The sequence below is a fragment of the Thermalbibacter longus genome (assembly GCF_023806485.1).
In the GTDB taxonomy this organism is placed as follows: domain Bacteria; phylum Chloroflexota; class Chloroflexia; order Thermomicrobiales; family Thermomicrobiaceae; genus Thermalbibacter; species Thermalbibacter longus.
On record NZ_JAMSLR010000013.1, the window covers coordinates 61,296 to 86,274 of the forward strand.

General features: G+C 69.7%; 20 protein-coding genes and 1 riboswitch. Of the genes, 12 read left to right on the forward strand and 8 right to left on the reverse strand.

The window, feature by feature from the left end:
• The first annotated feature begins 227 nt into the window (after positions 1 to 227).
• Positions 228 to 311: riboswitch (cyclic di-GMP riboswitch) on the forward strand.
• A 163-nt stretch (positions 312 to 474) separates the two neighbouring features.
• Entirely contained in the window at positions 475 to 4,122 is a 3,648-nt protein-coding gene (locus tag NET02_RS14290) for a hypothetical protein (RefSeq protein ID WP_284058108.1), read from the forward strand.
• 423 nt (positions 4,123 to 4,545) lie between these two features.
• On the opposite strand, the gene NET02_RS14295 is transcribed toward NET02_RS14290, so the two are convergent.
• Entirely contained in the window at positions 4,546 to 5,883 is a 1,338-nt protein-coding gene (locus NET02_RS14295) for an HD domain-containing protein (protein WP_284058109.1), read from the reverse strand.
• Positions 5,884 to 6,116: 233 nt separating this feature from the next.
• On the opposite strand from NET02_RS14295, the gene NET02_RS14300 reads away from it, so the two are divergent.
• Positions 6,117 to 7,037, forward strand: a complete 921-nt coding sequence (locus tag NET02_RS14300; RefSeq protein ID WP_284058110.1) for a proline dehydrogenase family protein — start codon at positions 6,117 to 6,119, stop codon at positions 7,035 to 7,037.
• Between the two features lie 7 nt (positions 7,038 to 7,044).
• Here the strand turns inward: NET02_RS14300 and NET02_RS14305 are convergent, their stop codons facing one another.
• Genes NET02_RS14305 through NET02_RS14315 form a run of 3 tightly spaced genes read right to left on the reverse strand, consistent with a single transcriptional unit; the run spans position 7,045 to position 9,066 of the window.
• Positions 7,045 to 7,356, reverse strand: a complete 312-nt coding sequence (locus NET02_RS14305; protein ID WP_284058111.1) for a hypothetical protein — start codon at positions 7,354 to 7,356, stop codon at positions 7,045 to 7,047.
• Positions 7,357 to 7,416: 60 nt separating this feature from the next.
• Positions 7,417 to 8,250 (reverse strand): hypothetical protein, encoded by an 834-nt coding sequence (locus NET02_RS14310; protein WP_284058112.1) that lies wholly within the window; start codon positions 8,248 to 8,250, stop codon positions 7,417 to 7,419.
• 39 nt (positions 8,251 to 8,289) lie between these two features.
• Positions 8,290 to 9,066: a TerC family protein gene (locus tag NET02_RS14315; RefSeq protein ID WP_284058113.1), complete on the reverse strand. Its 777-nt coding sequence runs from the start codon at positions 9,064 to 9,066 to the stop codon at positions 8,290 to 8,292.
• A 211-nt stretch (positions 9,067 to 9,277) separates the two neighbouring features.
• Between NET02_RS14315 and NET02_RS14320 the strand changes: the two genes are divergently transcribed.
• From NET02_RS14320 to NET02_RS14335, 4 genes are all read left to right on the forward strand, one after another.
• Positions 9,278 to 10,543: a M20 metallopeptidase family protein gene (locus NET02_RS14320; RefSeq protein WP_284058114.1), complete on the forward strand. Its 1,266-nt coding sequence runs from the start codon at positions 9,278 to 9,280 to the stop codon at positions 10,541 to 10,543.
• Positions 10,544 to 10,566: 23 nt separating this feature from the next.
• Complete coding sequence (locus NET02_RS14325) at positions 10,567 to 11,916, forward strand: PQQ-dependent sugar dehydrogenase (protein WP_284058115.1); 1,350 nt, start codon at positions 10,567 to 10,569, stop codon at positions 11,914 to 11,916.
• A gap of 245 nt (positions 11,917 to 12,161) precedes the next feature.
• Positions 12,162 to 12,755 carry an NfeD family protein gene (locus NET02_RS14330; RefSeq protein ID WP_284058116.1) on the forward strand — a complete coding sequence of 198 codons (594 nt, stop codon included), beginning with the start codon at positions 12,162 to 12,164 and terminating at the stop codon, positions 12,753 to 12,755.
• A 96-nt stretch (positions 12,756 to 12,851) separates the two neighbouring features.
• Positions 12,852 to 14,594, forward strand: a complete 1,743-nt coding sequence (locus NET02_RS14335; protein ID WP_284058117.1) for a flotillin family protein — start codon at positions 12,852 to 12,854, stop codon at positions 14,592 to 14,594.
• 26 nt (positions 14,595 to 14,620) lie between these two features.
• Here the strand turns inward: NET02_RS14335 and NET02_RS14340 are convergent, their stop codons facing one another.
• Positions 14,621 to 15,553 carry a DMT family transporter gene (locus NET02_RS14340; protein WP_284058118.1) on the reverse strand — a complete coding sequence of 311 codons (933 nt, stop codon included), beginning with the start codon at positions 15,551 to 15,553 and terminating at the stop codon, positions 14,621 to 14,623.
• Between the two features lie 108 nt (positions 15,554 to 15,661).
• Between NET02_RS14340 and NET02_RS14345 the strand changes: the two genes are divergently transcribed.
• Genes NET02_RS14345 through NET02_RS14355 form a run of 3 tightly spaced genes read left to right on the forward strand, consistent with a single transcriptional unit; the run spans position 15,662 to position 18,100 of the window.
• Positions 15,662 to 15,949, forward strand: a complete 288-nt coding sequence (locus NET02_RS14345; RefSeq protein ID WP_284058119.1) for a hypothetical protein — start codon at positions 15,662 to 15,664, stop codon at positions 15,947 to 15,949.
• A complete protein-coding gene (locus NET02_RS14350) occupies positions 15,946 to 17,772 on the forward strand; it encodes an aldehyde ferredoxin oxidoreductase family protein (protein ID WP_284058120.1) in 1,827 nt (608 codons plus the stop codon). Before NET02_RS14345 ends, NET02_RS14350 begins: the two co-directional genes overlap by 4 nt.
• Positions 17,765 to 18,100, forward strand: coding sequence for a hypothetical protein (locus NET02_RS14355; protein WP_284058121.1), 336 nt, complete (start codon positions 17,765 to 17,767; stop codon positions 18,098 to 18,100). Before NET02_RS14350 ends, NET02_RS14355 begins: the two co-directional genes overlap by 8 nt.
• Before the next feature lie 198 nt (positions 18,101 to 18,298).
• Here the strand turns inward: NET02_RS14355 and NET02_RS14360 are convergent, their stop codons facing one another.
• Both NET02_RS14360 and NET02_RS14365 read right to left on the reverse strand, forming a co-directional pair.
• Positions 18,299 to 18,922, reverse strand: coding sequence for a hypothetical protein (locus NET02_RS14360; RefSeq protein WP_284058122.1), 624 nt, complete (start codon positions 18,920 to 18,922; stop codon positions 18,299 to 18,301).
• A gap of 210 nt (positions 18,923 to 19,132) precedes the next feature.
• Positions 19,133 to 19,828, reverse strand: a complete 696-nt coding sequence (locus NET02_RS14365; protein WP_284058123.1) for a response regulator transcription factor — start codon at positions 19,826 to 19,828, stop codon at positions 19,133 to 19,135.
• A gap of 140 nt (positions 19,829 to 19,968) precedes the next feature.
• Here NET02_RS14365 and NET02_RS14370 point away from each other — a divergent pair, with 140 nt between their 5' ends.
• Complete coding sequence (locus tag NET02_RS14370) at positions 19,969 to 21,378, forward strand: sensor histidine kinase (protein ID WP_284058124.1); 1,410 nt, start codon at positions 19,969 to 19,971, stop codon at positions 21,376 to 21,378.
• A 17-nt stretch (positions 21,379 to 21,395) separates the two neighbouring features.
• On the opposite strand, the gene NET02_RS14375 is transcribed toward NET02_RS14370, so the two are convergent.
• Positions 21,396 to 21,854, reverse strand: coding sequence for a RidA family protein (locus NET02_RS14375; RefSeq protein ID WP_284058125.1), 459 nt, complete (start codon positions 21,852 to 21,854; stop codon positions 21,396 to 21,398).
• Between the two features lie 292 nt (positions 21,855 to 22,146).
• Between NET02_RS14375 and NET02_RS14380 the strand changes: the two genes are divergently transcribed.
• Entirely contained in the window at positions 22,147 to 22,788 is a 642-nt protein-coding gene (locus NET02_RS14380) for a DedA family protein (RefSeq protein ID WP_284058126.1), read from the forward strand.
• 144 nt (positions 22,789 to 22,932) lie between these two features.
• Positions 22,933 to 24,285 (forward strand): glutamine synthetase family protein, encoded by a 1,353-nt coding sequence (locus NET02_RS14385; protein ID WP_284058127.1) that lies wholly within the window; start codon positions 22,933 to 22,935, stop codon positions 24,283 to 24,285.
• The last annotated feature ends 694 nt before the right edge of the window (positions 24,286 to 24,979 follow it).

Below are 24,979 nucleotides of genomic sequence, written 5' to 3' on the forward strand. Positions count from 1 at the left end.
ACTCGATGCTCGATACGGAGACCGTCCCTGCGCCAGCCAGCTCGCCTGGGGTGCGCCCGGAACCGGGAGGGGCCGCGAGCGCTCTCGAGCGCCCCAGCGGTTGGGCGGGACTGCCGTCGGTTGGACGATAGGTACGGAAGTACCTTGATCGTCCTAGCATTTTCGGGCTAGACTCAGGACAGGGGGTGGGCCAGCCCTCTGGTACCACTCTCCGGTGTGATAACCGAATAGTGACCGAGAGCGACGAAGCGTGGGCCGTAGCTGGGCGCCTGGCCCGCGTGGAGCGAGTGGCGCAACCGGCCGGTGGGACATCGGCCGGTTTTTTGTTCTCCCGGTTCTACCGGGATTTGACCGGGATTTGAACGATCGGGGAGGTGACGCGCCGAGCGTGAGACGGGAGTCGTGCACGAGATCGAGCAGTTTCCCAGCGATGTGTCTACGAGTGAACCGGAAGTGAAGTCGAGGAGGTTTTGGATGCGCTTTTCACGTCGGCGACAGCCCCAAAGTCGAAGCGCGGTCGCTGCTTGGGCGAGTGTGCTCCTGGGCCTGTCCCTGGTGCTCGCGAGCTTTGTCCTGGCGGTGCAGCCGACCGCGGCGACCGGTGGCGGACAGGGCGGCACGCGTGACGTCCAGATCGAAAAGGACTGGGTGGGCGGCAACGGCACCTCGGTAACTCTTAGCATTACCTACACCGATAAGGACGGTAACCAGCAGCAGACGACGCGCAACTGCCCAGCCAACGACGGGGACTGCGGCTCCGAGATCGAGGACGTCAAAGTCGGAACGACCGTGACCATCACCGAGCCGAGCCTCACCGGCTGGTGGACGGATCCGGCTTCACTGAGCTGTAGAGTCAGGTCAGGGAACGGGGATCAGGACTGCACGGTCAAGAACCACAAGCTCCGCGACGTCCAGATCAGGAAGAAGTGGGACACCGACTCCGGCGCCGGCATCGGCGTGCCCTCCGGCCCGGTGCAGCTCGAGATCCAGTCCGTCCTGGGATCGACGACGGTCACCTGCAACGGAACCGGGACGACCTGGGACTGCACGCCTACTATCCAGGCGCCGGTCGGCACGACCGTCACCCTCTCTGAGCCCAGTCCGCCCGCCGGTTGGGCACCGCGTTCTGCAGACCTCAGTTTCACCGTGCCGACCTCCGGGAGCGGCACCGCGACGCACACGGTCGAGAACAAGCCGGTGACGCGCAAGCTCGAGGTCATGAAGCAGTGGCTCACGAACACGCCGCCCAACCAGGACGTCCAGCTCCAGGTGACGGTGGACGACCCCGGGAGCGGCAGCCCGAAGCAGTACAACCTCACCTGCAAGAAAAGCAACCAGTCGACCTGGAGCTGCGGCAGCGTCTCGAACGTCCAGGTGGGGAGCAGTGTCACGATCACCGAGCCGAACCCGCCGAGCGGCTGGCAGCCGGTAGCGAGCACGCTCTCGTTCACGATACCGTCCGGCAGCGGCACCTACACCCACACCGTCCAGAACGAGCCGCAGACGACTGGCGGCGGTGGTGGCAACGGCGGCACCACGGAGATCGAGATCAAACAGGGGAACTTCACCAAATCGTGCCCGCAGGGCCAGCAGGTCGAGTGGCACTTCGTGATCACCCAGATCGACCAAGAGTCCAACGCGCCGAGCTCGATCACGGCGACGTTCCAGAACGCTGGCACCGTCACGATCACGCGTGAGAAGTTCACCGGCGGAACCGCGCACTACACGTACTACACCTCGGGCTCCGACACGCTCATCACGGCGACGGCCACGATCTACGAGGACTGGAACGGCCAGTTCAACCTCAGCCACGCTAAGTGCACCGGCGAACCCACGACGCTCAAACTCCGCTTCAAGAAGGTCTGGCTGGGCGACGGGCAGCTGCCCGGCGACGACGTGACCCTCACCGTCACCGTCGGCAAGACCGTCCACACCGTCACCTGCCAGGCTCAGAGCACGTCGACCTGGACGTGCACGCCCGACATCGACGTCGAGCCCGACCAGGAGTACACGGTCGACGAGCCCGACGTGCCCGATGGCTGGGAGGTGACCGGCGGCACCGGCGACTTTACGGTGCCCTCGAAGTGCGAGAACGGGGTCTGCGTCCACACGGTGACGAACACGGCGGAGACGACCCCCTCGGAGGAGCCCCCCTACTTCCTGCGGGTCGACAAGGACTGGGATGGCCAGGCACCGGAGGGCGCAGCGCCGACGCTCACGCTGGAGGTGGACGCAGTCTCAGTTACCTGCACGGCTGGCCAGAACTGCCCGAGTGAGGTGATTATCATCGAGCCCGGCGATTCCTACAGCGTCTCCGAGACTGACCTGCCCGAGGGCTGGGAGCCCGACCCGGCCACTGTCGGTGAGTTCATCTTCGACCCGAATGCACTGACCTGTGAAACAAGGTCCGAACAACTGGGCCTGATAAACGTTACCTTGGTGGTTTGCACCCACACCGTCACGAACCGGCTGCGCACCTACGAGCTGAGCTTCGAGAAGCTTTGGCAGGGCGGCGCCCCGCCGGATGACCCAATTACGCTGACGATCACGCGGACGCGGGGGCAAACGAGCACGCAGTACACCGCGACGTGCAGCGGTGGTGGCGACAGCACGACGTGGACGTGCGGAATCAACGAGGACAGCGCGATCGAGATCCAGCTCGGCGACCAGCTCACGATCGAGGAGAGCGGGCTGGGCCAGGAGTGGCAGGCGGACACGAGCACGCTGACACTGACGGTCGACGCCGACTTCCTCAATACGTGCAACACCGACGATGAGTGCACCCACACCGTCGTCAACCAGAAGCGCGGCACCGAGACCCGGTATCGGATACAGGTCGCGAAGGAGTGGCAGGGAGGACCGGGCGGCACATTTACGTTGCTCTTGACCTCGAGTGACAATCAGGAGATACACTGCGGCGCTGGTGGGGAGATAGAGCCCTGCTCGAACTTGAGTATCCCGATCAGTGTGGGCCAGAGCTACAACGTCTCCGAGTATTACTTACCCGAGGGCTGGGAGCCCGACCCGGCCACTGTCGGTGACTTCACCTTCGATCCTGGCAATACCAACGATCCGGTGACGTGCGTCGAGGGTGACCCGGTGCTCGAGGACGAGATCCTGGTCACGACGGTCACCTGCACGCACACCGTCGTCAACCTGCGCCAGCACTACGAGATCGAGCTGGTGAAGCAGTGGGTCGGCGGCACCCCGCCGAGCGCTGCGCAGGCCGGCGGTTTCGAGCTGAGCGCCGGGAGCGGTGAGAACTCCATCGTCTGCACCTGGAACGGCACAGCGCTCGTCTGCACGCCTGAGACGCTGACCGTCGAGTGGGGCGACACGTTTACGGTCACTGAGAGCGGGCTGCCCGACAACTGGCAGAACGAGAGTGGCCTGGGCATCATCGACCCCTCGACGCTCCAGAACTGCGCGACGTCGGAGCGGCTGATCCGCTGCACGCATACGGTGGTGAACCGGTTCCAGACCCAGCCGTCTGAGGAGCCCGAGCGCACGCTGACCCTCCGCAAGCAGTGGATCGGGAGCGGTCGCCCGGACTCGCTCGTCATCGAGGTGACCATCGGCTCGGAGACGACTGAGGTGACGTGCAGCGGCAGCGGCTCGCTCTGGACGTGCACGCCGACGCTGGATCTGCCGGCGGGCGACGACGTGACGGTCGTCATCGCCGAGCCCGATGTGCCGGCCGGCTGGGAGACGACGAGTGGCACCGGCACCTTCACGGTCGAGCAGCTCTGCGGCAACGCCGAGGACTGCACGCACACGGTGGTGAACCGGCGTGAGCAGCAGCGCGAGGAGAACCCGCCGTCCCCGCCATCGAATCCGCCTTCGAGCCCGCCGGCTCCGCAGCCGCCGGTGAGCGAGGCAGCGCCGATCACCGCGTCGCCGCCGGTCAGCGAGGCTGCCCCGGCGACCGCCACGCCGCCGACCCGGGTGAGCGAGGCCTCGCCGATCGTCGGAGCTCCGCCACCGCAGGTGCTGCCGAAGACCGGCCGCGGCGAGGGCAGCTCGGGGATGCTCTGGCTGCTGACTGGCCTGGGGAGCCTGCTGATGGCCGCTGGATGCGGTGTCGAGCTGCACCGGCGCTCGCGGCGCGGCCTGCGCGCCTAGCCGGGCCCGACCAAGCGAGATGAGCCCAACCGGGGGCGACCGCTTCGGTCGCCCCCGGTTCCTTTCCTGGTCAGAGACCGCGCGCCGCGCTCCCGCTCGCCGGGTGCCCCAGGCCGCGGGCGCCCTTCCGTCCGGCAGGGGCGAGTGGTGGTTCGTCCGCAGGGCCGTATCTCTGCCGACCGGGATCGCGAGCGAACGGAGGGGCAGCGAGCGGCCTGCCGGTCGTCCGTGGTTCCTGCCCCGATCGGTCAAGCGCGCGGCGCATTTCAGCTCTTCGGGAAGGCGCGGGGAGGCGGCCGGTCTCCGGTGACACCGCGGGGGCGAACGACTGTCCGCCCCCGCGGTCGTCTCTGGCGACGCTGTCCCGGCACGCCGGGGCAGCCGGGCAGCGAGCGTGCTGGAGGGGTGACCGTCCGGTCGCCCCTATGGCCAGGTCGTCTCGGTCAGGGAGGCCGGCTGGGCCAGCAGCGGCAGCAGCAGCGCCTCCCAGCGCGCCGCCACCGCCTCGCGCAGCCGCTCGGTGGCCACGATCCGCACCAGGCGCCGGTGCTCCTCGTAGCGCTTGAAGTCCTCGTCGCTCAGGCCCACCACTTCCGTCCAGGGCATCAGCTCCCGGAAGCCGACCGGCGGCCGCTCGAACAGCACCCAGACGTCGGTGCTCCAGCGCTCCGGCTTGGGCAGGTCGACCAGGATCTCCCAGTCGGCTACCTCCTGACCCAGCAACGCGCTCAGCCGCTGGGCCATCTCGACTTCCAGCGCGCGGCGCTGGGCCGGCGCGTAGAAAAGGCCGCTCAGGTAGCGGTACAGCTCCGGCGCCCGGGCGCTCACCTCCACCGCCCGCTTGTGCAACCGCCGCTCGCGCAGCCGCTCGACCAGCGCGCGGGTGCTCGCCGGCATCCCGGGGCTGCCCAACCGCTCCAGCAGCGAGGCGTCGTCGTGGCGCGGCAGCTCTCCGGGGTCGATCGCGCCGGCCAGCAGCGCGTCCTGCACCGCGCGCAGGAGCATCGCCATACAGGCCCGGTTGGTGTGGTGCCAGTAGACATTGTCGAACATCTCCTGCCGGGCGTTGATCAGCGAGTGGAGCGGGCTGACCCCTTTGGCGGTGACCACGATGCGCCGCTGGCCCTGGACGACCGCTGGGCGGAGGGCGTCGAGCAGCCGGGGCATGTCTACCCCGCCGTAGGGGACGTTGCAGTGGCGGGCATCGCGCGGCAGGTAGTCGAGCTTGTCGACGTCGAGCGGGCCGCTCAGCAGGCCGCGCAGCAGCCGGTCGGCATGGGGGAGCTCGCCGCGGGGGGCGACCAGGTCGGCTACCCGGCCAGGGTCGACCCGCCACTCGCGCTCCAGCACGTCGGCGACCTCGCCGGTCTCGATCAGCCGGCGGCCGACCTCCTCGTGGGGGAGCACCGGCGGGCCGAGCTCCTCGATCGCGTGGCTGAACGGGTAGTGCCCGATGTCGTGGAGCAGCGCGGCGGCGACCGCGGCCCGGGCGACCTCGTCGTCGACCAGCCCCTCGCGGTCGTAGCGGCGGACGGAGGCGACGGCCTGGCGCATCAGGTGCATGACGCCGAGCGAGTGCTCGAAGCGCGTGTGCTTGGCGCCCGGCCAGACCTTGCTAACGAAGCCGAGCTGCTGGATCCGGTCGAGCCGCAGGAAGGCCGAGGTGCCGATGAGCGCCGCCTCGGCGGCAGTCAACGGGATCCGGTCGTAGAGGCTGTCGCGGATGGTGGTGACCCAGGCCTGGTCGGGCAGCGTCGTCATGGCGTCTCCCGCTCGCTCCGGCTGATTCTAGCACGTCCTCGAACGCGTGTTCGTGGTACTCCCCTCGCCCCCGGCCCCTCTCCCGCCACGCGGGAGAGGGGTGGCGAAGCCGGGGTGAGGGAGGTCGATGTGCAGCCGCAGAGACTGATCGACGCTCAGCCGATCCCCGCAGTGCGGGAGTACAATCGCTGGCCGGGGGAATGAGCGTGCGTTCGCGCGAGGAGGAAAGCACCATGCCCGTGCTCCGGACGGCGATGCTCTGGCTGGCCCGCCAGCCGCAGGTGGCCGAGCTGGTGAGGAGCGCGCCGGTCACTCAGCCGCTGGTTCGTCGCTTCGTGGCGGGCGAGACGTTGGAGGAAGCCGTCGAGGCCGTCCGTGAGCTGAACCGGCGCGGCATGTCGGCGACGCTCGATGTCCTGGGCGAGAACGTCACCGACGAGCACGAGGCGCGCAAGGCGACCGAGACCTACCGCATCGTGCTGGATCGGATCGCCGGCAGCGGCATCGACAGCACGGTCTCGGTGAAGCTGACGATGCTGGGGCTCGATCTCAGCGACGAGCTCTGCCGGGAGAACCTGGAGTCGATCGTCGCCCACGCCCGGAAGCTGGGGAACTCCGTGGCGGTGGACATGGAGAGCTCAGCCTACACCCAGCGGACGCTCGACCTCTTCTACCGTCTCCACCCGGTCTACGGCGATCATATCGAGCTGGTGCTCCAGGCGTACCTGTACCGTACCGAGCGCGACGTACGCCAGGCGATCGAGCGCCAGGCGCGGGTGCGGCTGGTCAAGGGCGCCTACGCCGAGCCGCCGACGGTGGCGTACCCCTCGAAGCGGGCGGTGGACGCCGCCTATCGCCGGCAGATGGAGCTGCTCCTGGAGTTCGGCCGGTTCGTCGCCATTGCCACGCACGACGAGGCCATTCTCCGCGTGGCCAAGGGCTTCGCCCGCCGCCTCGGGATCGGGCGCGAGAAGTTCGAGTTCCAGATGCTCTACGGGGTGCGGCGGGACGTGCAGGAGCAGCTCGTGCGCGAGGGGTACGCGATGCGCGTCTACGTGCCGTTCGGCCGGCAGTGGTACCCCTACTTCATGCGGCGCCTGGCCGAGCGCCCGGCTAACCTGCTCTTCGCCTTGCGCCAGATTGCCGGGCGCTGAGCGGCGCCTATGCCTCCGGCTCCGCCTTCGGCACCATGTAGATGCGGACGCCGTGCTTGATCAGCCGGTTGATCATCCGGGCCCGGGTCTCGTGGCCGATCCGGCCCATCGGGGCGATCATCGGCACCCCGTGCAGCTCCCCCTTGGCCACGATCCACTCGCGGAACTGCCGGTCGCTCATCCGCGCGACCGTGACGTTCTCGGTTCCCGGCCCGTCGTCGCGGGGCACCACGACGTAGATCCGGGAGAGGTCATCGACCGTGATCTCCGGCTGCGGCGCCCGGTCATATCGCCCGTATGGGAACTGTCCTCGGTACATGCTTCGGCCTCGCTCCTCAGATCGAGCCCAGGGGCTCGCGCCGGCGGCGGGAGCCACCGCTCAACCCCTGCCGTCCCACTCTACGGTGCCGTCCAGCACGATGACCGGCCGATCGTCGCCGGACAGGGCGTCCAGCATCCGCTGCGCGTCGGGGCTCAACCAGCGTCCGGCGACCGCCGGGCGCGCGGGAAAGCCAGCCTTGCGGAGCAGGTGGGCGCGCTCGATCGCCCGCGCGATATCGGTCGTGCCCACGCCCCAGGAGACCTCGACGACCAGGTAGAGCTGGTCGGCCTCCGGCGTGCGGCCCCGGACGACCAGGTCGGCCTGCATAATGGCCTTGCGCTCGGCCCAGGTAATCGTTCCTGCCTCGACCGCATCGGTCAGCAGGGCATCGAGTTCGGTTGGAGAAAGAACTCGGGGGCGACGGAACTCTGGGCCACCGAAGATTGCGGGCCCGTTCACGCGGTATGTGGCCTCGAGGTGGAACTGCTTGAGCTCAGCGACATCCGTATCGAGGTGTCCTGCCCGCTCGGCGAGTACGCTCACCTGTTCGGTGAGTTGGTCCATGCGCTCGGCGAGTCGTGCGACCGTCGCCTCAGTCTCGGCCTGACGGGCGGCGAGCTCCTCGACGCGCTGGGTGAGCGTTGCCAGGCGGGCCTCGGTCTCGGCCTGGCGGGCAGCCAGTTCGGCCAGCGCCGCTTCGGTACGCTCCTGGCGCTCCGTGAGCCGCTCGATGGCGCTGGCGAGTTCGGCGAAGCGGCGCTCAGTGAGGGCCGGGAGCTGGAGCAGCTCCTCGGTCAGCAACGTGGCCCGGAGTGCGTCCCGCCACTCCGGGTGCTCCCGTAACAGGCGCAGCAGTTCCGGCAAGTCGTCGATCGTGATCGGCACAGGCATCCCTCTGTCCCAATTCTACGCGAACCGAGGCACATCGACTCACTCGAGGCGCGTACCGGGCCGGTCGGGATGCTTCGCAGGCGCAGGATGTGCCGCAAGGGAGGACGAGCTCCTGATCGTGGCTACCTCGTCGGCTTCGGCTGTCTCTGGCGCAGATCGTTTCCGCCACCAGCGAAGGGCGGTCGGGGTGGTCACCAGGCCGGTCAGGCCGGCGGCCAGGATGACCAGGGCCGGCAGGTGAAGCTCGGCGCCGAGCCGCCGGGCGATCAAGGGATCGTCCACCAGCATGCGGGCGGCCGTTATGGTCAATACGAGGACTCCCAGCCAGAGCAGGCTGGGGACGCGGTTGAGCAGGCGAGCGACCAGGCTGCTGCCGAACAGCAGGAGCGGCATCGAGAGCAGCAGGCCGAAGAGCAGCAGCTCGATGCTGCCGTGCGCGGCGCCACCCACGGCCAGCATGTTGTCGAGGCTCATGACCAGGTCGGCCAGCGTGATCGTCTGCACGGCGCCGAAGAACGACTCGGCAGCGGCGATGTTGTGCTCGCTCGCCTCCTCGCGCACCAGCTTGTAGGCGATCCAGGTGAGCACCAGTCCACCCGCGGCCTCGAGCAGCGGGATCGCCAGCAGCACGGCCGCGAGAGCGGTAAAGGCGACTCGCAGCGCGATCGCCCCGGCGCCGCCCAGGACGATCGCCCAGCGGCGCTGGCGCGGCGGCAACCGGTGGGCCGCCATGCCGATGACCAGCGCGTTGTCGCCACTCAGGACGAGGTCGACGACGACGATGCTGAAGATGCCAGTGAGGAGATGGACGCTCACCCTCGAGTCTCGCGTGCCTACCGTCCGGGCCGGCGGCGCTCTGTTCGGCCAGCCCCGCACTAATGCTACCAACCTCTCGGTCTCGCGCGCGATCCCACCCGTGCCGCGATGGGTCGAGCCGGCCCAGTCACGGCTTCTTATCGCGCTCTTAGGCGCGGGTGTTACTATGAGGGCCGGAAGAACCGGCAGGATGACGGGAGGGAGACGAACGGTGAGCCTGGTCGAGCTGGTACGAGTCACGCCTGAGCTGGACGCCTGGTTGCGGGAGACCCGGCGCTACCTGCACATGAACCCGGAACTCTCGCTGCAGGAAGTCAACACGTCGCGGCTGGTCGCCGGGCACCTCCGCGAGCTCGGGATCGAGCACCGGACAGGGGTCGGTGGCGACGGGCGATCGCTGTTCATGTCGCCGGAGGCGCTGGCAGCGGCTGGGATCACGCCGGGCCCCACGACCGGTGGCACCGGGGTCGTCGCGCTGATCCGCGGCGAGAAGGGGCCGGGCAAGACGCTGCTCCTGCGCGCCGACATGGACGCGCTGCCGATCGAGGAGCAGAACGACACGCCGTACCGCTCGACTCGCCCGGGCGTGATGCACGCCTGCGGACACGACGTGCATACCACGATCCTGCTCGGCGTGGCGGAGGTGCTCAACGGGCTGCGTGAGCACTTCGCCGGTACGGTCAAGCTGATGTTCCAGCCGGCCGAGGAGGGGCCCGGCGGCGCGCTCGCGATGATCCACGACGGCGTGCTAGAGGATCCGCCGGTCGATGCCGCGGTGGCGCTGCACGTCGACGTCGGGCGACAGGCCGGGCAGATCGCGGTCTCCGCCGGGCCGGTCACGGCGTCGGCCGACACGTTCAAGGTCACGGTGTGGGGGGTCGGTGGCCACGCCGCCCGGCCGCAGGGGGCGGTCGATCCCATCGTGGTGGCCGCGCACATCGTGGTCGCGCTGCAGATCCTAGTCAGCCGCGAGGTCGACCCGTTGGAGGCGGCGGTCGTCACGGTCGGCAGGCTCCAGGCCGGCACCGCCACCAACATCATCCCCGACCACGCGACGCTCGAGGGCACGGTGCGCACCTACAGCCCGGACGTGCGCGATCACATCGAGCGGCGGATCGCCGAGCTGGCGAGCGGCATCGCCCAGGGCATGCGCGCGCGGGCGGAGACCGTCTACCTCCGCGGCTATCCGGCCATGCGCAACGACCCAGCCCTGACGGCGCTGGTGCAGGAGGTCGGCCGGGAGCTGCTCGGCCCGGAGAACGTGTTCGAGCGCGAGCCGCTGATGGCGGGCGAGGACTTCGCGTTCATCTCCCAGCACGTGCCCACCTGCATGTTCAGTCTGGGAGTCGCCGACCCGGAGCGCGGGCTCGTCTACCCGCCGCACCACCCGAAGTTCGACGCCGACGAGGACGCCCTGGCGGTCGGGGTGCGCCTGATGGCGGCGGTCGCGCTGCGGTACCTGGAGACAGCCCGGTAAGCGGCAGGAGGGTCGGTTCGGCGATGAGCGCCCGTTGCGTACTCCACCGGCGGTCGGCGGTCGGGCCAGCGCGTCGCCGGGGTTCCGGCGCGCGCGCAGCGCTCCTGCTCGCCCTGCTCCTTCTCCCGGCAGTGCTGGCCGCGTGCCGCTCCGGCTCCCAGAGTGCCACGCCGGCCCCGAGCCCGGCGGCCAGGCCTACGCAGCCGGCAGCGAGCGCCTCACCGACCCCTCCACCGCCAGCCTCACCGACGGCGGCCGGTGAACCCGCGGCCAGCCCGGCTCCCACCGCCACGCCGGAACCGGCGGCCACGCCTGCGCCCGCCGGGCCGGTGCCGGTACGGGTCGAGACCGTGGCCACCGGCCTGGAGGCGCCCTGGGAGCTCGCCATTGCGCCCGATGGCCGCCTCTTTCTCACCGAGCGGCCCGGACGGGTGCGGGTCATCGCCGACGGGCAGCTCCTGCCCGAGCCCGCCGTCGTGATCCAGGAGGTGGCGGAGGTCGGTGAGGGCGGGCTCCTCGGCCTGGCGCTCCACCCTGACTTCGCCTCGAACGGCTATATTTATGTCTACTATACCTACCGGGACGGCAGCGGCGCGTTTTGGAACCGGGTCGTCCGCTACACCGAGCGGGACAACCGCCTCATCGACCCGCTCGTCGTCCTCGACGGCATCCCCGGCGCCAGCCTGCACGACGGCGGTCGGATCGCGTTCGGGCCGGACGGCAAGCTGTACGTGACCGCCGGTGACGCCCGCAACCCGGCTCTGGCGCAGGATCTGGGGTCGCTGGCGGGCAAGATCCTCCGGGTGAACCCGGACGGCAGCGTGCCGCCGGACAACCCGTTCCCCGGCTCACCGGTCTGGTCGTATGGGCACCGCAACCCGCAGGGGCTGGCCTGGGCGCCCGATGGTCGGCTCTACGCGACCGAGCACGGCCCCACCGGCGACCTCGGCATGGCAGCCCACGACGAGGTCAACCTGATCGAGCCGGGTCGGAACTACGGCTGGCCGGAGATGGTCGGGGCAACGGTGGTCGGCGCGCCTGGCGACTACGTCCCGCCCGTGCTCGAGAGTGGCCAGCAGACCTGGGCGCCGTCGGGAGCGGTGTTCGTCTCCTCCGGGCGCTTCCCGCAGTGGCAGGGTGACCTGCTCTTCACCGGGCTGCGCAGCCGGACGCTGTGGCGGCTCGACCTCTCGGAGGACGGGCGGCAGGCGGTGGCGCTGGAGCCGCTCTTCGCCGGCGAGTTCGGGCGGCTGCGCGCGGTGGTCGAGGCGCCCGACGGCACGCTCTACCTGCTGACCAGCAACCGCGACGGCCGGGGCAACCCGAGCGCGGAGGACGACCGCGTCCTGCGGATCGTGCCGGACGTGCTCTGAGCCCGCCGTCCACCCGGGTGGGCGGCCACGGCCGCGTTCACCGGCGGCTGCCCGGCAGCGCGCTGTCTTGCGAAGTGCATCGCCCGCGGGACTGGCAATCGGTCTCTTCACCCTCCTGACCGCCCGCGTCCCAGAGGCTCGAGGCCGCGAGCCGTTCCCGGAGTCCTGGCGCGCGGGCCAGCCCTCGGTTAGGATAGGAATAGCTGCGCACCGAGCGGAACGACGAGCGTGCAGAGCGGCGGGCCATGCTGATCTACTTCGGGATCGCGCTCCTGGGGTTGCTCCTGCTGATCGTCACCCTGGTGGTCGGTGAGATTGACGACGTGCTCGACTTCGGCGCCGATGGCGACGGCGTCGGCCCCTTCAACGGCAAGGTGCTCGCCGCCTCGCTGACCGCCTTCGGCTCCGCCGGAATGCTGGCCACCTACTATGACCGCAGCCCGGTCACCGGCGCGCTGATCGCCGCCGCGGCGGCGCTCGCCGTCGGCGCGCTGGCCTGGTGGCTGATCGGCCTGTTCTACAAGCAGCAGGCCACGACCGAGTTCTCGATGAGCTGGACGCGCGGCCGACTCGCCGAGGTGACGACCGCTATCCCCGAGGGCGGTCTGGGCCAGGTGCTCTACCGCGACGCCACCGGCAGCCGCCAGCTTCTGGCCCGGAGCCGCGAGGGGGCCAGCATCCCGGCCGGGCAGCTCGTCCGGATCGTGGACGTGGTCGGGACGGCCGTCATTGTCGAGCCGGCCGGGGAGGCGGAGCCGGCTACCCGGGCCAGCGGTGCGGAGCGGGTCGCGCCGGAACGCGGCGAGGCCGGGGATCGTGGCCAGCGGGCTGACGGCTGACACGCGAGCGTCCAGCCGCCCAGTGCGGTAGCGCGGGGTTTTGACGAGCGGGTGAGAGACTGGGAGTTCTCGAGTCGCGTTCGAGGGGAGCCCGGTATGAATATCGCCGAGGTCTTCTTCGTCATCGCCGCCGTCATCCTGATCTTGATGGCGCTGATGGCGCTGCTCGCCATCGTCAGCCGCAACATCGTCAAGGTGCCGCCCAACATGGTGGCGGTCTTCTCCGGGCGCAAGCGCACCGTCACCGATCCGGCGACCGGGCAGCGGCGCACGGTGGGCTATCGCATCGTCAAGGGCGGCTCGAGCGTCCGCATCCCCATCATCGAGCGGGTGGATTTCCTCTCGCTCAACGTGATGACGATCCCGCTCAAGATCGCCTCGGCGTACACCAAGGAGGGCGTGCCGGTCTCGGTCGATGCCGTCGCTAACGTCAAGATCGGCTCCGACGACGTCATGGTCATGAACGCGATCGAGCGCTTCCTCGGCATGCCGCAGGAGCAGATCCGCAACGTCATCTTCCAGACGCTCGAAGGTCACCTGCGCTCGATCCTGGGCACGCTGACGGTGGAGCAGATCAACGCTGACCGGCAGGCGTTCGCCCAGCGCCTGGCCGCCGAGTCGGCGCAGGATCTCTCCCGGATGGGGATCGAGATCGATGTGCTGACTATCCAGCAGATCAGCGACCCTCAGGGGTACCTGGACGCGCTGGGCCAGCGGCGGACGGCCGAGGTCAAACGCGACGCCGAGATCGGCAAGGCCGAGGCCGAGCGCGATGCCCGCAAGCGCCGGGCACAGGCGATGCAGGAGGCGGCCGTCGCCGAGGCGATGGCCGAGGCTGAGATCGCGGCGGCCCAGAAGGAGACGAACGCCAAGAAGGCGCGCTTCGACGCCGAGGTCGAGGCCGAGAAGGCGCGGGCCTCGCAGGCCGGCCCGCTCGCCGAGGCCGAGGCGCGGCGGCAGGTGGTCGTCGCCGAGCAGCAGGTGGAGCTGGCCCGCACCGAGGCGGCCATCGCCGTGCAGGAGATGGAGGCGCGCCGGCGCGAGAAGGAGCTGGAGGCGACGGTCCTCAAGCAGGCTGAGGCCGAGCGCCAGGCCACCATCATCACCGCCGAGGGGGAGAAGCAGGCGGCGATCGTCAAGGCTGAAGGGGATCGCCAGGCGACGATCACGCGAGCCGAGGCGGAGGCGCGCCAGCGCGAGCTGGTCGGCCAGGGGGAGGCGGCCCGGATCCGCCAGGTGGGCCAGGCGGAGGCCGATGCCAAGAAGGCGCTGGCCGACGCCGTCCAGGCCGAGCTGCTCGCCCAGGCCGAGGGGCAGAAGGCTGCCCTGCTTGCCGAGGCTGAGGGCAAGCGCGCCGCGCTGATCGCCGAAGCCGAGGGCAAGCGGGCGCTGGCGGCCGCGCTCAACGCCTACGGGCCGACCGCGATGCAGCTTCTGATGTACCAGGCCTTCGTCGAGCAGTTGCCGAAGGTGGTCGAAGCGGCTGCCCGGCCGCTCGCGCAGATCGAGCGGGTCGTGCTGATCGACAGCAACGGCGCGGGCGGAGACGGCCACAGCGCGCTGGGCCGCTACGCGACGGGGCTGCCGCTGATCGTCCAGCAGATGACCGAGAGCTTCGCCGCGCTGACCGGCATCGACCTGGTCAAGCTGGCGCAGGAGCGGCTGGGCCAGCCGGACGGCGGGGACGTGTCGTCCGACGGGGCGGCGCCGTCCCCCGCCGAGGCGCAAGCCCCCGAAGCTGGCGGCGATCCATCCCCGGGCGCGGCTGCGGACGACCCCGCGCCAGGAGAGGAGTCGGCCGGCGCCTCCGAAGCGCCTCCGGCCAGCCCGCGTGCGTAGGCACGGAGGCAGGGCGATGGCGCGCTTCAACCGGTCGAGGTTTTGCCCCGCTGGACGAGGCCGACCCCGAGCAGCGTGATCGCCCCGCCGATCGCCTGGAGGAGGCCGAGCCGCTCGCCGAGCATCGCGGCGGCCAGCAGAATGGCGATGACCGGCTGCAGGTAGAAGTAGACGAGCGACTGCGTCGACCCGAGCGCGCGCACGGCGCGCTGCCAGAGCACGTTCGCCAGCACCATCGCCACGACCGCGCTGTAGATGAGCGAGAGCCAGGCGAGCAGCGAGGGGGGATCGCGCAGCGCGGCCAGCGTGTCGCGCCAGGCGATCGGGAGGAACACGCTGGTGCTGGCCAGGAGCAGCCAGGCGGTCACCTTCACCGGCCCGTAGCGGACGACGAGGGGCCGCGGCAGCGCCGTCACTACTACCCAGCCCAGCGCGGCGAGCAGGGTCAGGAGGTCCCCCATCAGGCTGGCGCTGCCGGAGGGGTCGGCCTGGAGCACCACGAGCGCCACGCCGGCCAACCCCAGGAGCAGGCCGGCCAGCGAGCGGATTTCCGGACGCTCGCGACCCGCCACCCAGAGAATGACCGCGCCGAGCAGCGGGCTCGCGCAGAGCAGCAACGCGCTGTGGCTGGCGCTGGTGTTGTCGAGGCCGAGGACGTAGCAGAGCTGGAAGAGCGCCATGCCACCGTAGCCAGCGAGCAGCAGCCGCGGCCAGTCGCCGCGCTCCACGGCGAGCGACTCGCCGCGCAGCCGGAGGAGGCCGAAGAGCAGCGCGACCGCGACCACCGGCCGCAGCGCGGCGTAGGCCAAGACCGGAAACTCCGCCAGGGCATACTTGACGATCGGGAACGCCGCGCCCCAGATGACGACCGCGGCCAGCGCGGGCAGGTTGACCCAGCGCCAGAGCGCGGCCTTGCGCGCACCTTTCGCTGAGCGGGCAATCATCGCGGGGGTACGCACCGGACGACCTCGTGGTTCGCAGAGAGTCGGCGCGGACTGGCGCCTGGCCAGCCCGTTCCGGCATACTAACCGCTGTCAGGGCTGGTCGCAACGATGCAGAGAGTGGCCATGTCGACCGGCACCGCCACAGTTAGAGTCGAGCTCTTCGGTGTCCCGCAGCTTCTGACCGGCCGGCGGCAGGTAGAGGTGCCGGGCCGGACGCTGCGTGAGGTCGCCGGGGCGCTCGCGCGGGAGTTCCCCGCCCTCGCCGGTTCGGTCGTCGACCCGGCGACCGGCTGGATCAACGGCGGCTACCTCTTCGTCGTCGATGGGCGCTTCACCCGTGACCCGAGCTGCCCGGTCGGGCCGGAGTCGTCAGTTCTCCTCGTCTCGGCACAAGCGGGAGGGGCGTCGTGAACGCCGTCCACGGCCGCTACCTCCATATCGACCTCTCCTCGGGCACGGCGAGGGCGTATCCGCTCTCCGAGGACGTCTTCGCCCGGCTGATCGGCGGGACAGGGCTGGCCAGCTACCTGCTCTACCGGTTCTGCCCGCCCGGTGCCGACCCGCTGGGGCCGGAGAACCCGCTCGTCTTCGCCAGCAGCCCCTTCATCGGCACCGGCATCACCACCGCCAGCAAGATCGCGGTCGCCGCGAAGTCCCCCCAGACCGGCATGATCGGCGACTCGCTCTCCTCCAGCTACCTGGCGCTGGCGCTCAAGCGCACCAGCTACGACGCGCTGGTGATCACCGGCCAGGCGCCCGGCTGGACGGTACTGGCCGTGGACGACGGCGAGATCCGACTGCTGCCGGGGAGCGATCTCCTGGGCCTGGATCCGGCTGCCACCGCTGGCGCCGTCCGCGCCGAGCTCGGCAGCGGCTTCCGGGTGGCGGCGATCGGCGTCGCGGGCGAGCGCGGCGTGCGCTACGCCTCGATCAGCAACGACGGCCGGCTGGCCGGTCGAACCGGAACCGGCGCGGTGATGGGCAGCAAGCGCCTGAAGGCGCTTGCGGTGCGGGGGACGCAGCGGCTGCCGGCCGTCGCCGACCCGCGCGGGGTGGTGCGGGCCGCGCGCGAGCTGGCCGCTCGCAGCCTGGGCCCGGGCACGGCCAAGTACCGCGAGCTGGGCACGGCGGCCAACCTCGCCTTCTTCAGCCGGCTCGGCGTGCTGCCGACGCGCAACTTCCAGGCCGGCACGTTCGAGGCGGCCGAGGCGATCAGCGGCGAGCGCCTCTTCCTGGAGCACCGGACTGACAAGCATGGCTGCGCTGCCTGCACCATCGGCTGCGAGCACCACTACCGCACACGGGATGCCGGCGAGGCCGTCGAGGTCAGGCTGGAGTACGAGTCGCTGTTCGCGCTCGGCTCGCTCTGCGGGGTCAGCGACCCCAACGCCGTGCTGCGAGCAGCCGCGCTCTGCGACCGCTACGGGATGGACGCCATCAGCACTGGCTCGACTATCGCCTGGGCGATGGAGTGTGTCGAGCGGGGGGTGCGCCTGCCGGGCCGGCCGGAGGAGTGGCCGCGCTTCGGCGACGCGGAGGGCCTGCTGCGGACGATCGAGGCCATCGGCGAGCGGCGAGGCCTAGGTGACTTGCTGGCTGAGGGCTCGCGCCGGGCAGCCGAGATCACCGGCCAGGGGAGCGAGGCCTGGGCCATGCACGTCAAGGGCCTGGAGCTGCCCGGCTACGATCCGCGCAAGCTCAAGGCCATGGCGCTGGGCTTCGCGGTGTCGACTCGCGGCGCTTGCCACAACCGCTCCTCGGCCTACGAGGTCGACTTCTCCGACCAGCTCGACCCGCAGGCTGAGGCGCTGGCCTGGGCCAGGGCGGCGGCTAGCTCCGAGGATCGCGCCGCGGTGCTCGACTCGCTGACTGTCTGCAAGTTCCTGCGCCACTGCTTCAGCGACTTCTTCGCCGAGGCGGCCGACCTCTTCGAGCGCGTGACCGGTCTTCCGATGTCAGCAGATGAGCTTCGGCTCGCGGGGGAGCGGATCAACACCGTTAAGAAGCTGTTCAACATCCGCCAGGGGTGGACGCGAGGGGACGACACGCTGCCCTCGCGCCTGCTCAGCGGCGAGGCGGGCGGCCTGACGGCGGCGGAGCTGGACAGGCTCATCCAGGCATACTACCGTGTCCGTGGCTGGGACGAGCAGGGCCAGGTGCCGCCGGAGCGGCTACGCGACCTCGGCCTGGCGGATCTCCTCGCCGATGGTAGAATGATGCGCGAGTATGCTTGACAGTGACGAGCTCTTCGCACTCGAACTCGAACGGATCCGGCTTCCCTCCCCCGTGCTAGCCCGTATCGAGGAGCTAGCCGAGGAGCGGCGGCAACTCCTCCGTACTATCCCTGACCTCATCCACCATCGCGACCAGGCGCTCCGCCGGCTGGCCGAGCTCGACCTGGAGCTCGAGCGGATGTGGGATCTGCGTCGCCGCGAGCTCCTGTTCGTCCGCCAGGCCCTCAGCCCCGACCAGCCGTCAGAGGCCACGACGCTGGAAGAGGTGGAGGAGAGCGACCAGGCGCTGGAGGGTGGGCAGGTCAGCCCGAACGGGCCGGAGTCGTAGTCCCTCCGTCGTGCCCGGATCGTGACCAGGAGACTGCCGGCTGCTGGTTCAGCGAGCCGGCAGCCGGCCGGTGATCCCCTCGCGGCCCAAGCTGGCGCGGGAAAGCGGTGACACCAAGCGGGTGGAGCACCGTGCCCCACCCGCTGGGCTCGCTGCACCGGCTTCCCGCGGATCGCCGCGACGAGGTTTTGGCCCCGGTCAGTCGAGGGGCACGCCGGGCGCGCGGACGTGCGCGTTGATGCCGAGCTCGAAGGGCTCGCCGCTGCTCAGGCCGTGTCCGCTCGCGCGGAAGTGCAGGTTAGCCTTCTTGCCCTCGTCCGTCTCGACCAGTTCATAGGTTCCGCTCACGGTGAAGCTCGCGGTCGTGCCGGGCGCCAGCGTCAGCGGCAGCCCAGTCGCATCGCCGCTCGCGCTGGGCGCCTGGCCACGCGGTCTCGGCGTCGTGTGGGTCAGCGTGAGCGCATCGATCGAGACGGCCTCGGCGCTCTCGGCGCTGTTCGAGACCGTGACCGTCAACTCGTAGCTGCCCGCGTCTGGCGCATCCGCGCAGAGGAACGCGCTGTCCCAGGTCAAGACGACGCCCGGGAGCACCTCTTCGGCGCTCTGCTCGATCGGTTCGCAACCTAGCGTCTCCGTGGACGACGTCGTGTCCGTCTGCGGGGCCTCCTGGTTGGCTCGCTCGCGGAGCTCGCCTCCGGCCCAGGGCGGAGGCCCCGGCGTGACCCAATCGGGCGGTGCCGCCGCGAGCCGTATCGGCGCCGACCCGATGACGACGACAGCGAGCACGGCGCTCGCGACCAGGAGCGTGACTATCGCTCGCATGTTGGACTCCTCTCACTCCGGTTGACGCGGCCACGGTGTCGAGGACAGTGCCGTATTCCCTGTCCGCGAGTGCAGCGCGCTAGGTGTCGAATACTCCTCGACCGCGCGCCCACTCGTGAAGATAGCGCGGCGAGATTAACCGGGGCTTAATGTGGCATGAGAAAACGTTCATCGAGCGTGCCGGGCGATGGAGCAAGGTCGATCCGCCGGCTATGCTGGCGAGGGCGGGTCCAAGCGGTACCCGACCCCACGGATGGTCGTGATCACCGATGGTTCGCCTGGGCGGTCGAGCTTTCGGCGCAGGTAGCGGACGTAGACGTCGACGATGTTCGACTCGGGGTCGAAGTCGTACCCCCAGACGGCGGACAAGATCTGTTCCCGGCTCAGTACCTGGCTGGGATGGCGCATGAAGTAGGTGAGCAGAGCGAACTCGCGGGCGGAGAGGTCGAGGGGTTCATCCCCTCGCCAGGCGCGGTGAGACAGGGGGTCGACGACCAGATCACTCGCCTGGAGGAGCGCCGATGACGGCTGCGGGAGCTGTGGTTGCCCTCGACGCCGCAGGAGCGCGCGGATGCGGGCCAGTAGTTCCTCGAGGTCGAACGGCTTGGTGAGATAGTCGTCCGCCCCGCCGTCGAGTGCGGCGACTTTGCTCCTGGTGTCGTCGCGCGCCGTCAACATCAAGACTGGCAGCATGCGGTCGATCGCGCGGATATGGGAGAGCACGTGGTGCCCATCGATCCCGGGCAGGGCGATATCGAGCAGGACGAGATCGATCGAGCCGGTGGAGGCCAGTCGCACCGCCTCCTCGCCGCTGCCCGCGCTGACCACCTCGTAACCGTAGGCGCGCAGGCTGCGCTCCAGCAAGCGTACGACGGCGGCATCGTCTTCGACGATCAGGATCCGCATGCGGCAACCGGCGAGGTGAGCGAGACGACCCCGGAACCCTCTCCTGTCGGTCGGGTGTGCCGTACTCTCTATACTATACGCGCGTACTTCCGGAGACGGAAATGGGATCGAGCGGTGTGAGGTGAGCCGGTTGGTGGGCCATGGCTGATCGCGACTGGTCGCGCATGCGCTCGTGGTGGATCGTCAGCGCCTCGCTAGGCGGGCTCCTGGTAGCGATCGCGGTCATGGGTCTCGTGTCGCTGGCGCTCAACCAGCGCGTCAAGACCGTCGTCGACGAGGCGGTGCGCTACGACGTGGAGCTCGAGCACCTCGGGCACGAGCTCCGATTGGCCGTCCTCGACCTGCGTAACCATCACTTCAACCTCAGGGATGGCGGCCCTTCGGCGGCTGAGCGGGTCGAGTTCGAGCAGAGTTACGCGTACCTGGTCGAGACGATCGCGGCGATCGAGCGGCTCGGGGTGCGCGACCCCACGATCCCGCAGCCGTCAGCCCTCCGCGCGGTCGCTGAGGCGTACTACGCCACGTTCTCCTCAGCGCTCGATCGCTATCAGGCTGACCCGATCCGCTTTGCCCAGGCGAGCGAGCGCGGGTTGATGCTCCTGACCGAGCTCGATCGGGACGCGCGCGTCGTCCAGCGCGTCGGCGAGGAAGAAGCCGGCCAGGCGCTGGACAGCGTCGAGCAGACGATGACGACCGCGCAACTTGTGCTCCTCGGCGTGCTCGCAGGGTTGGGCCTGATCGGCGCTGGGCTCGTCTACGCGACGGTGAAGGTCATGAACGCGTTCCGGCGGTTGTACGCGGCCCAGCAGGAGACCGCGCAGCGGCTCGCGGAGGCGCTCAAGGCGAAGAGCGACTTCATCGCCGACGCCTCGCACGAGCTGCGCACGCCGCTCACCGTGCTGCGCGGGAACGCGCAGCTTGCCCTGGCGGTCGACTCGAGCTGCGCTCACGCCGAGCTTCTCGGCGAGATCCTCCGGGAGGCGAATCGCCTGTCCCGTCTGGTCGAAGACCTCCTGCTGCTGGCCAGAGCCGACGCAGCGTCGCTCCCGCTCGTCCGGGAACGGCTCGCCGTGGGGCCGTTTCTGGCCGGGCTCGCCGACCGTGCCGCGGCGCTGGCCCGCGAGCACGGCGCATCGCTGCGCGCGGCCCTGGAGGCCGAGGGGTGGCTCGAGGTCGACCCGGTCCGCATCGAGCAAGCCGTGCTTGCCTTGGTGGACAACGCCGCCAAGTACGGCCCGCGCGGCGGCGTGGTCGTGCTCTCCTCGGAGATCCGCGGCGACGAGCTGGTCATCGAGGTGGTCGACCGCGGCCCCGGGATTCCGCCGGAGCACCTCCCGCTGGTCTTCGAACGGTTCTACCGGGTCGACAAGGCGCGCAGCCGCGCGCGGGGAGGCGCGGGCCTGGGGCTGCCCATCGCCAAGACGATCATCGCGGCGCACGGGGGACGGATCGAGGCGATGAGCCACCCTGGCCAGGGGACGACGATGAGCGTCTTCCTCCCCCTGGCGGCTCCGGCTTCCGTCCCGCAGCCGAGCTCGGCGAGGGGCTAGCCTCGCCTGGTCGCTCCCTACTCGACCTCGACGATCGCTTCGATCTCCACGGTGATCCCGTTGGGCAGCGAGCCCATGCCCACTGCCGACCGGGCATGCCGCCCGCGCTCCCCGAAGACCTCGACGAACAGATCCGAGCAGCCGTTGATCACCTTGGGCTGCTCGCCGAACTCCGGCACGGCGTTGACCATGCCGAGCACCTTGACCACCCGCTTCACCCGGTCGAGGTCGCCCAGCACGTCCTTCATCACCGCGATCAGCGTGAGGCCGACCGAGCGGGCATGCTGGTACGCCTCCTCCGTGGTGTAGTCCCGTCCGACTTTCCCGGTCGGAACCGAGCCGTCGGGGTTGAAGGGGCCCTTGCCCGCCAGAAAGAGCAGGTTGCCGGTCTGCACCGCGTGGACATAGTTCCCGGCGGGCTGCGGCACTGGTGGCAGCTCGATCCCCAGCTCGGCGAGTCGCTGCTCGGTCTTCATCGAGGTCATCCCTCCCTCTCGCGTTCGCGATTTGGTTAGGCCGGCATGGGTAACGGAACCCAGGCCGGGCTATACTTCCGGCGCCGGGCGGCATGGTAGGCGGCGATCGCCGCGGTGTCAAGAAGCCGCCCGCCATCGGAGGCCGCGCGCCGGGCCCGATGACCGCGACGCTCCATGCGCCTGGCCGGGAGACTTTGCTGGCGCGATGCGCGTGGCCCGGAAAAGCCGCTGGCCCGGGCGCGATCCGGGTGGAGCGAGCGGCCTCGCGTCCGATATGAGATGAGGGTTAGTGATGCCGCATTTCGATCTGGTGACGTTGATCAAGGCGGTCGGCACGCTGGGCGTCGCGGCGATCGTCTTTACCGAGAGCGGCCTCCTGATCGGTCTCTTTCTCCCCGGCGACAGCCTGCTCTTCACCGCCGGCTTCCTAGCCTCCCAGGGGTACCTCGATATCCGGTGGCTCGTCCCGCTCTGCTTCATCGCCGCGGTAGCCGGCGACTCGGCCGGCTATGCCTTCGGGTACCGCGTCGGGCGGTCGCTCTTCAACCGCGAGGACTCCCGCGTCTTCAAGCGCAAGCACCTCGAGCGCGCCGAGGCGTTCTTCGAAAAGCACGGCGGCAAGGCGATCGTGCTGGCGCGCTTCTTGCCCATCGTCCGAACCTGCACGCCGATCGTGGCTGGCATGGGAAAGATGCACTACCCGCGCTTCCTGGCGTTCAACGTCCTCGGCGGCTTCCTCTGGGCGGTGGGGGTCACGATGGCCGGCTACTTCCTGGGGAGCATGATCCCGGACGTCGATCGCTACCTCATCCCGATCGTGCTCTTCATCATCCTGGTCTCGATCGCGCCCTCGGCGATCCACGTCTGGCGGGAGAACGGCGCTGAGATCACGGCGCACGTACGGCGCCGTCTCGCGCGGACGCCCGGCCGCTGAGTCCTGCCCAGTCGTCGCGCCCTCGCGCGCCTGGGCGGTGCGCGCTCTGGTTGCCGGGCCCGAGGAGCCCTGGCCTGCTTGCCGAGCGGGCTTCAGGCGCGGGTATACTGGACGCGTCAGGCGTATGGGGAGGAGGCATACCGTATGGACGTGTCCACCGTCACGCGGCTGCTTGCGGCAGCCGGAGTCCGGTGGGTCCGTATCGAGATGGCCGACATCCACGCGATCGCCCGCTCGAAGAGCGTCCCGCTCGGCAAGTTCCCGGTCTACGCGGTCAAAGGAGTCAACTTCTACGGGGGCATCCTGCTGCAAGACGCCTCCGGCTGGGACATCCCGCAGGACGAGCGGCTGCCGCCGCCCGACTTCCTGCTCAAGCCCGACCTCGATACGCTGGTCGTGTTGCCCTACGCTCCGGGCGAGGCGCGCGTGCTGGGCGACCTCTACATCGACCCGGAGACCCCGACGCCGGACGACCCGCGGGTCGTCTGCCGGCGCGTCATCGCGCGCTTCCTCGATCAGGGCATGCTTCCCCGAAGCGGCTTCGAGTACGAGTTCTACCTGATCGACCGGGTCACCCGCGCTCGCGCCTTCGAAGACCGGCAGATCTGCTCCACGCTCCGCAACAACATGCTCCCCGAGTGGCGCGACGAGCTGCTCGGCAGCCTGCCGGCTTTCGGCATCGAGGTCTCGACGCTCAGCGTCGAGAACGCCCCCGGGCAGTTCGAGGTCACCTTCAGCCCCGCCGACGGGCTGGCGGCCGCCGACCAGGCGTTCAGCTTCCGTACTGCGGTCAAGGAGGTCTCCCGGCGCTACGGCTACGACGCGCCCTTCATGACCAAGCCGTTCATCAGCGAGGCCGCCTCGGGCTGCCACCTGCACCACAGCCTGATCGATCTGCGGACTGGCAAGAACCTCTTTGCCGATGACCGCGACCCGCTCGGCATCTCCCAGCTCGGCTGGCACTTCCTCGGCGGCCTGATCCACCACGCCCCGGCCCTGATCGCCTTCCTCTCCCCCACGCCGAACGACTACAAGCGCTACCGGCCCGGGCTCTTCGCCCCCACGAGCATCTGCTGGGGGCCAGACAACCGCTCGGCTGCCTTCCGCATCCCCGCGGGAGCGCGCGGGCCGGCCGCTCGGATCGAGAACCGGCTGGGCGGTGCTGCCTCGAACCCGTACATCGCGCTAGCCGCCTCGCTGGCCGCCGGGCTCGACGGCATCTGCCGCGCGCTGCCCATCCCGGAGCCGGTGACCGTCGAAGCGAGCCGGGTCTCGGGGTTGCCGGAGCTCCCGCGCTCGCTGGAAGATGCCCTGGACGCGCTGGAGGCCGACCGCGCCCTGCGCGAGATCCTCGGCGAGCCGTTCGTCGAGACTTACCGCAAAGTGAAGCGCTGGGACGTGACCAAGGCCAAGGCCAACTGCCCGGACTACGGCACGCCTGAGTGGTACGGCCGGGTCGACCCCTACGAGTGGCGCGAGTACGGCGAACTGATCTGACGGCCGCTCTCGCCGTCCCGCGGCTCCCCGCACCGGCTCGAACACAACGCCGCGCTCGGGTTCGAGGAGGCAGGTCACGACTCTGGCCAGGGCTGCCGGTGCCGCGCCTGGCGCCCCGCGGCTTGCCTGCGCTGGGGTGTCGCGCGGCAGAGCGCGTGGGGAAGGTCGACGCGCGGGCGTGCTGGGTAAGCGCTCGCGGCCACGGCGGGGAGAGAGGCGGGCGCGCGGCGTTGCGTCGACCTCCAATCGTGCACAAACCCCGGGGGGTCGACGCGCGGCGGCGAGGAGCCTGGATCGCCGTCGGCACGCGGAAAACGGCTGAAGAGGGGCTTGCGCCTGGCTGGATTTCCCGCTATACTGCGGGTGACGAGATCGCGATACTGGCGGGGATCTGGTTGGGTTTCGACAGTACCTATGAGGGCTTGAAACGATTTTGCGTTACTGGGGATCGGACTCGCGACGTGGATGTTTCGACAGTACCTATGAGGGCTTGAAACAACAACTGATAACGACTAGCCAGGTAGCGAGTACCTGCCGTTTCGACAGTACCTATGAGGGCTTGAAACAAGCTATCCCTCTTGGGAAGAGGGATGGCGTGACGCGTTTCGACAGTACCTATGAGGGCTTGAAACGTGATTGTCGTAGCGACGTTTGGACTGGTCTACGTCCAGTTTCGACAGTACCTATGAGGGCT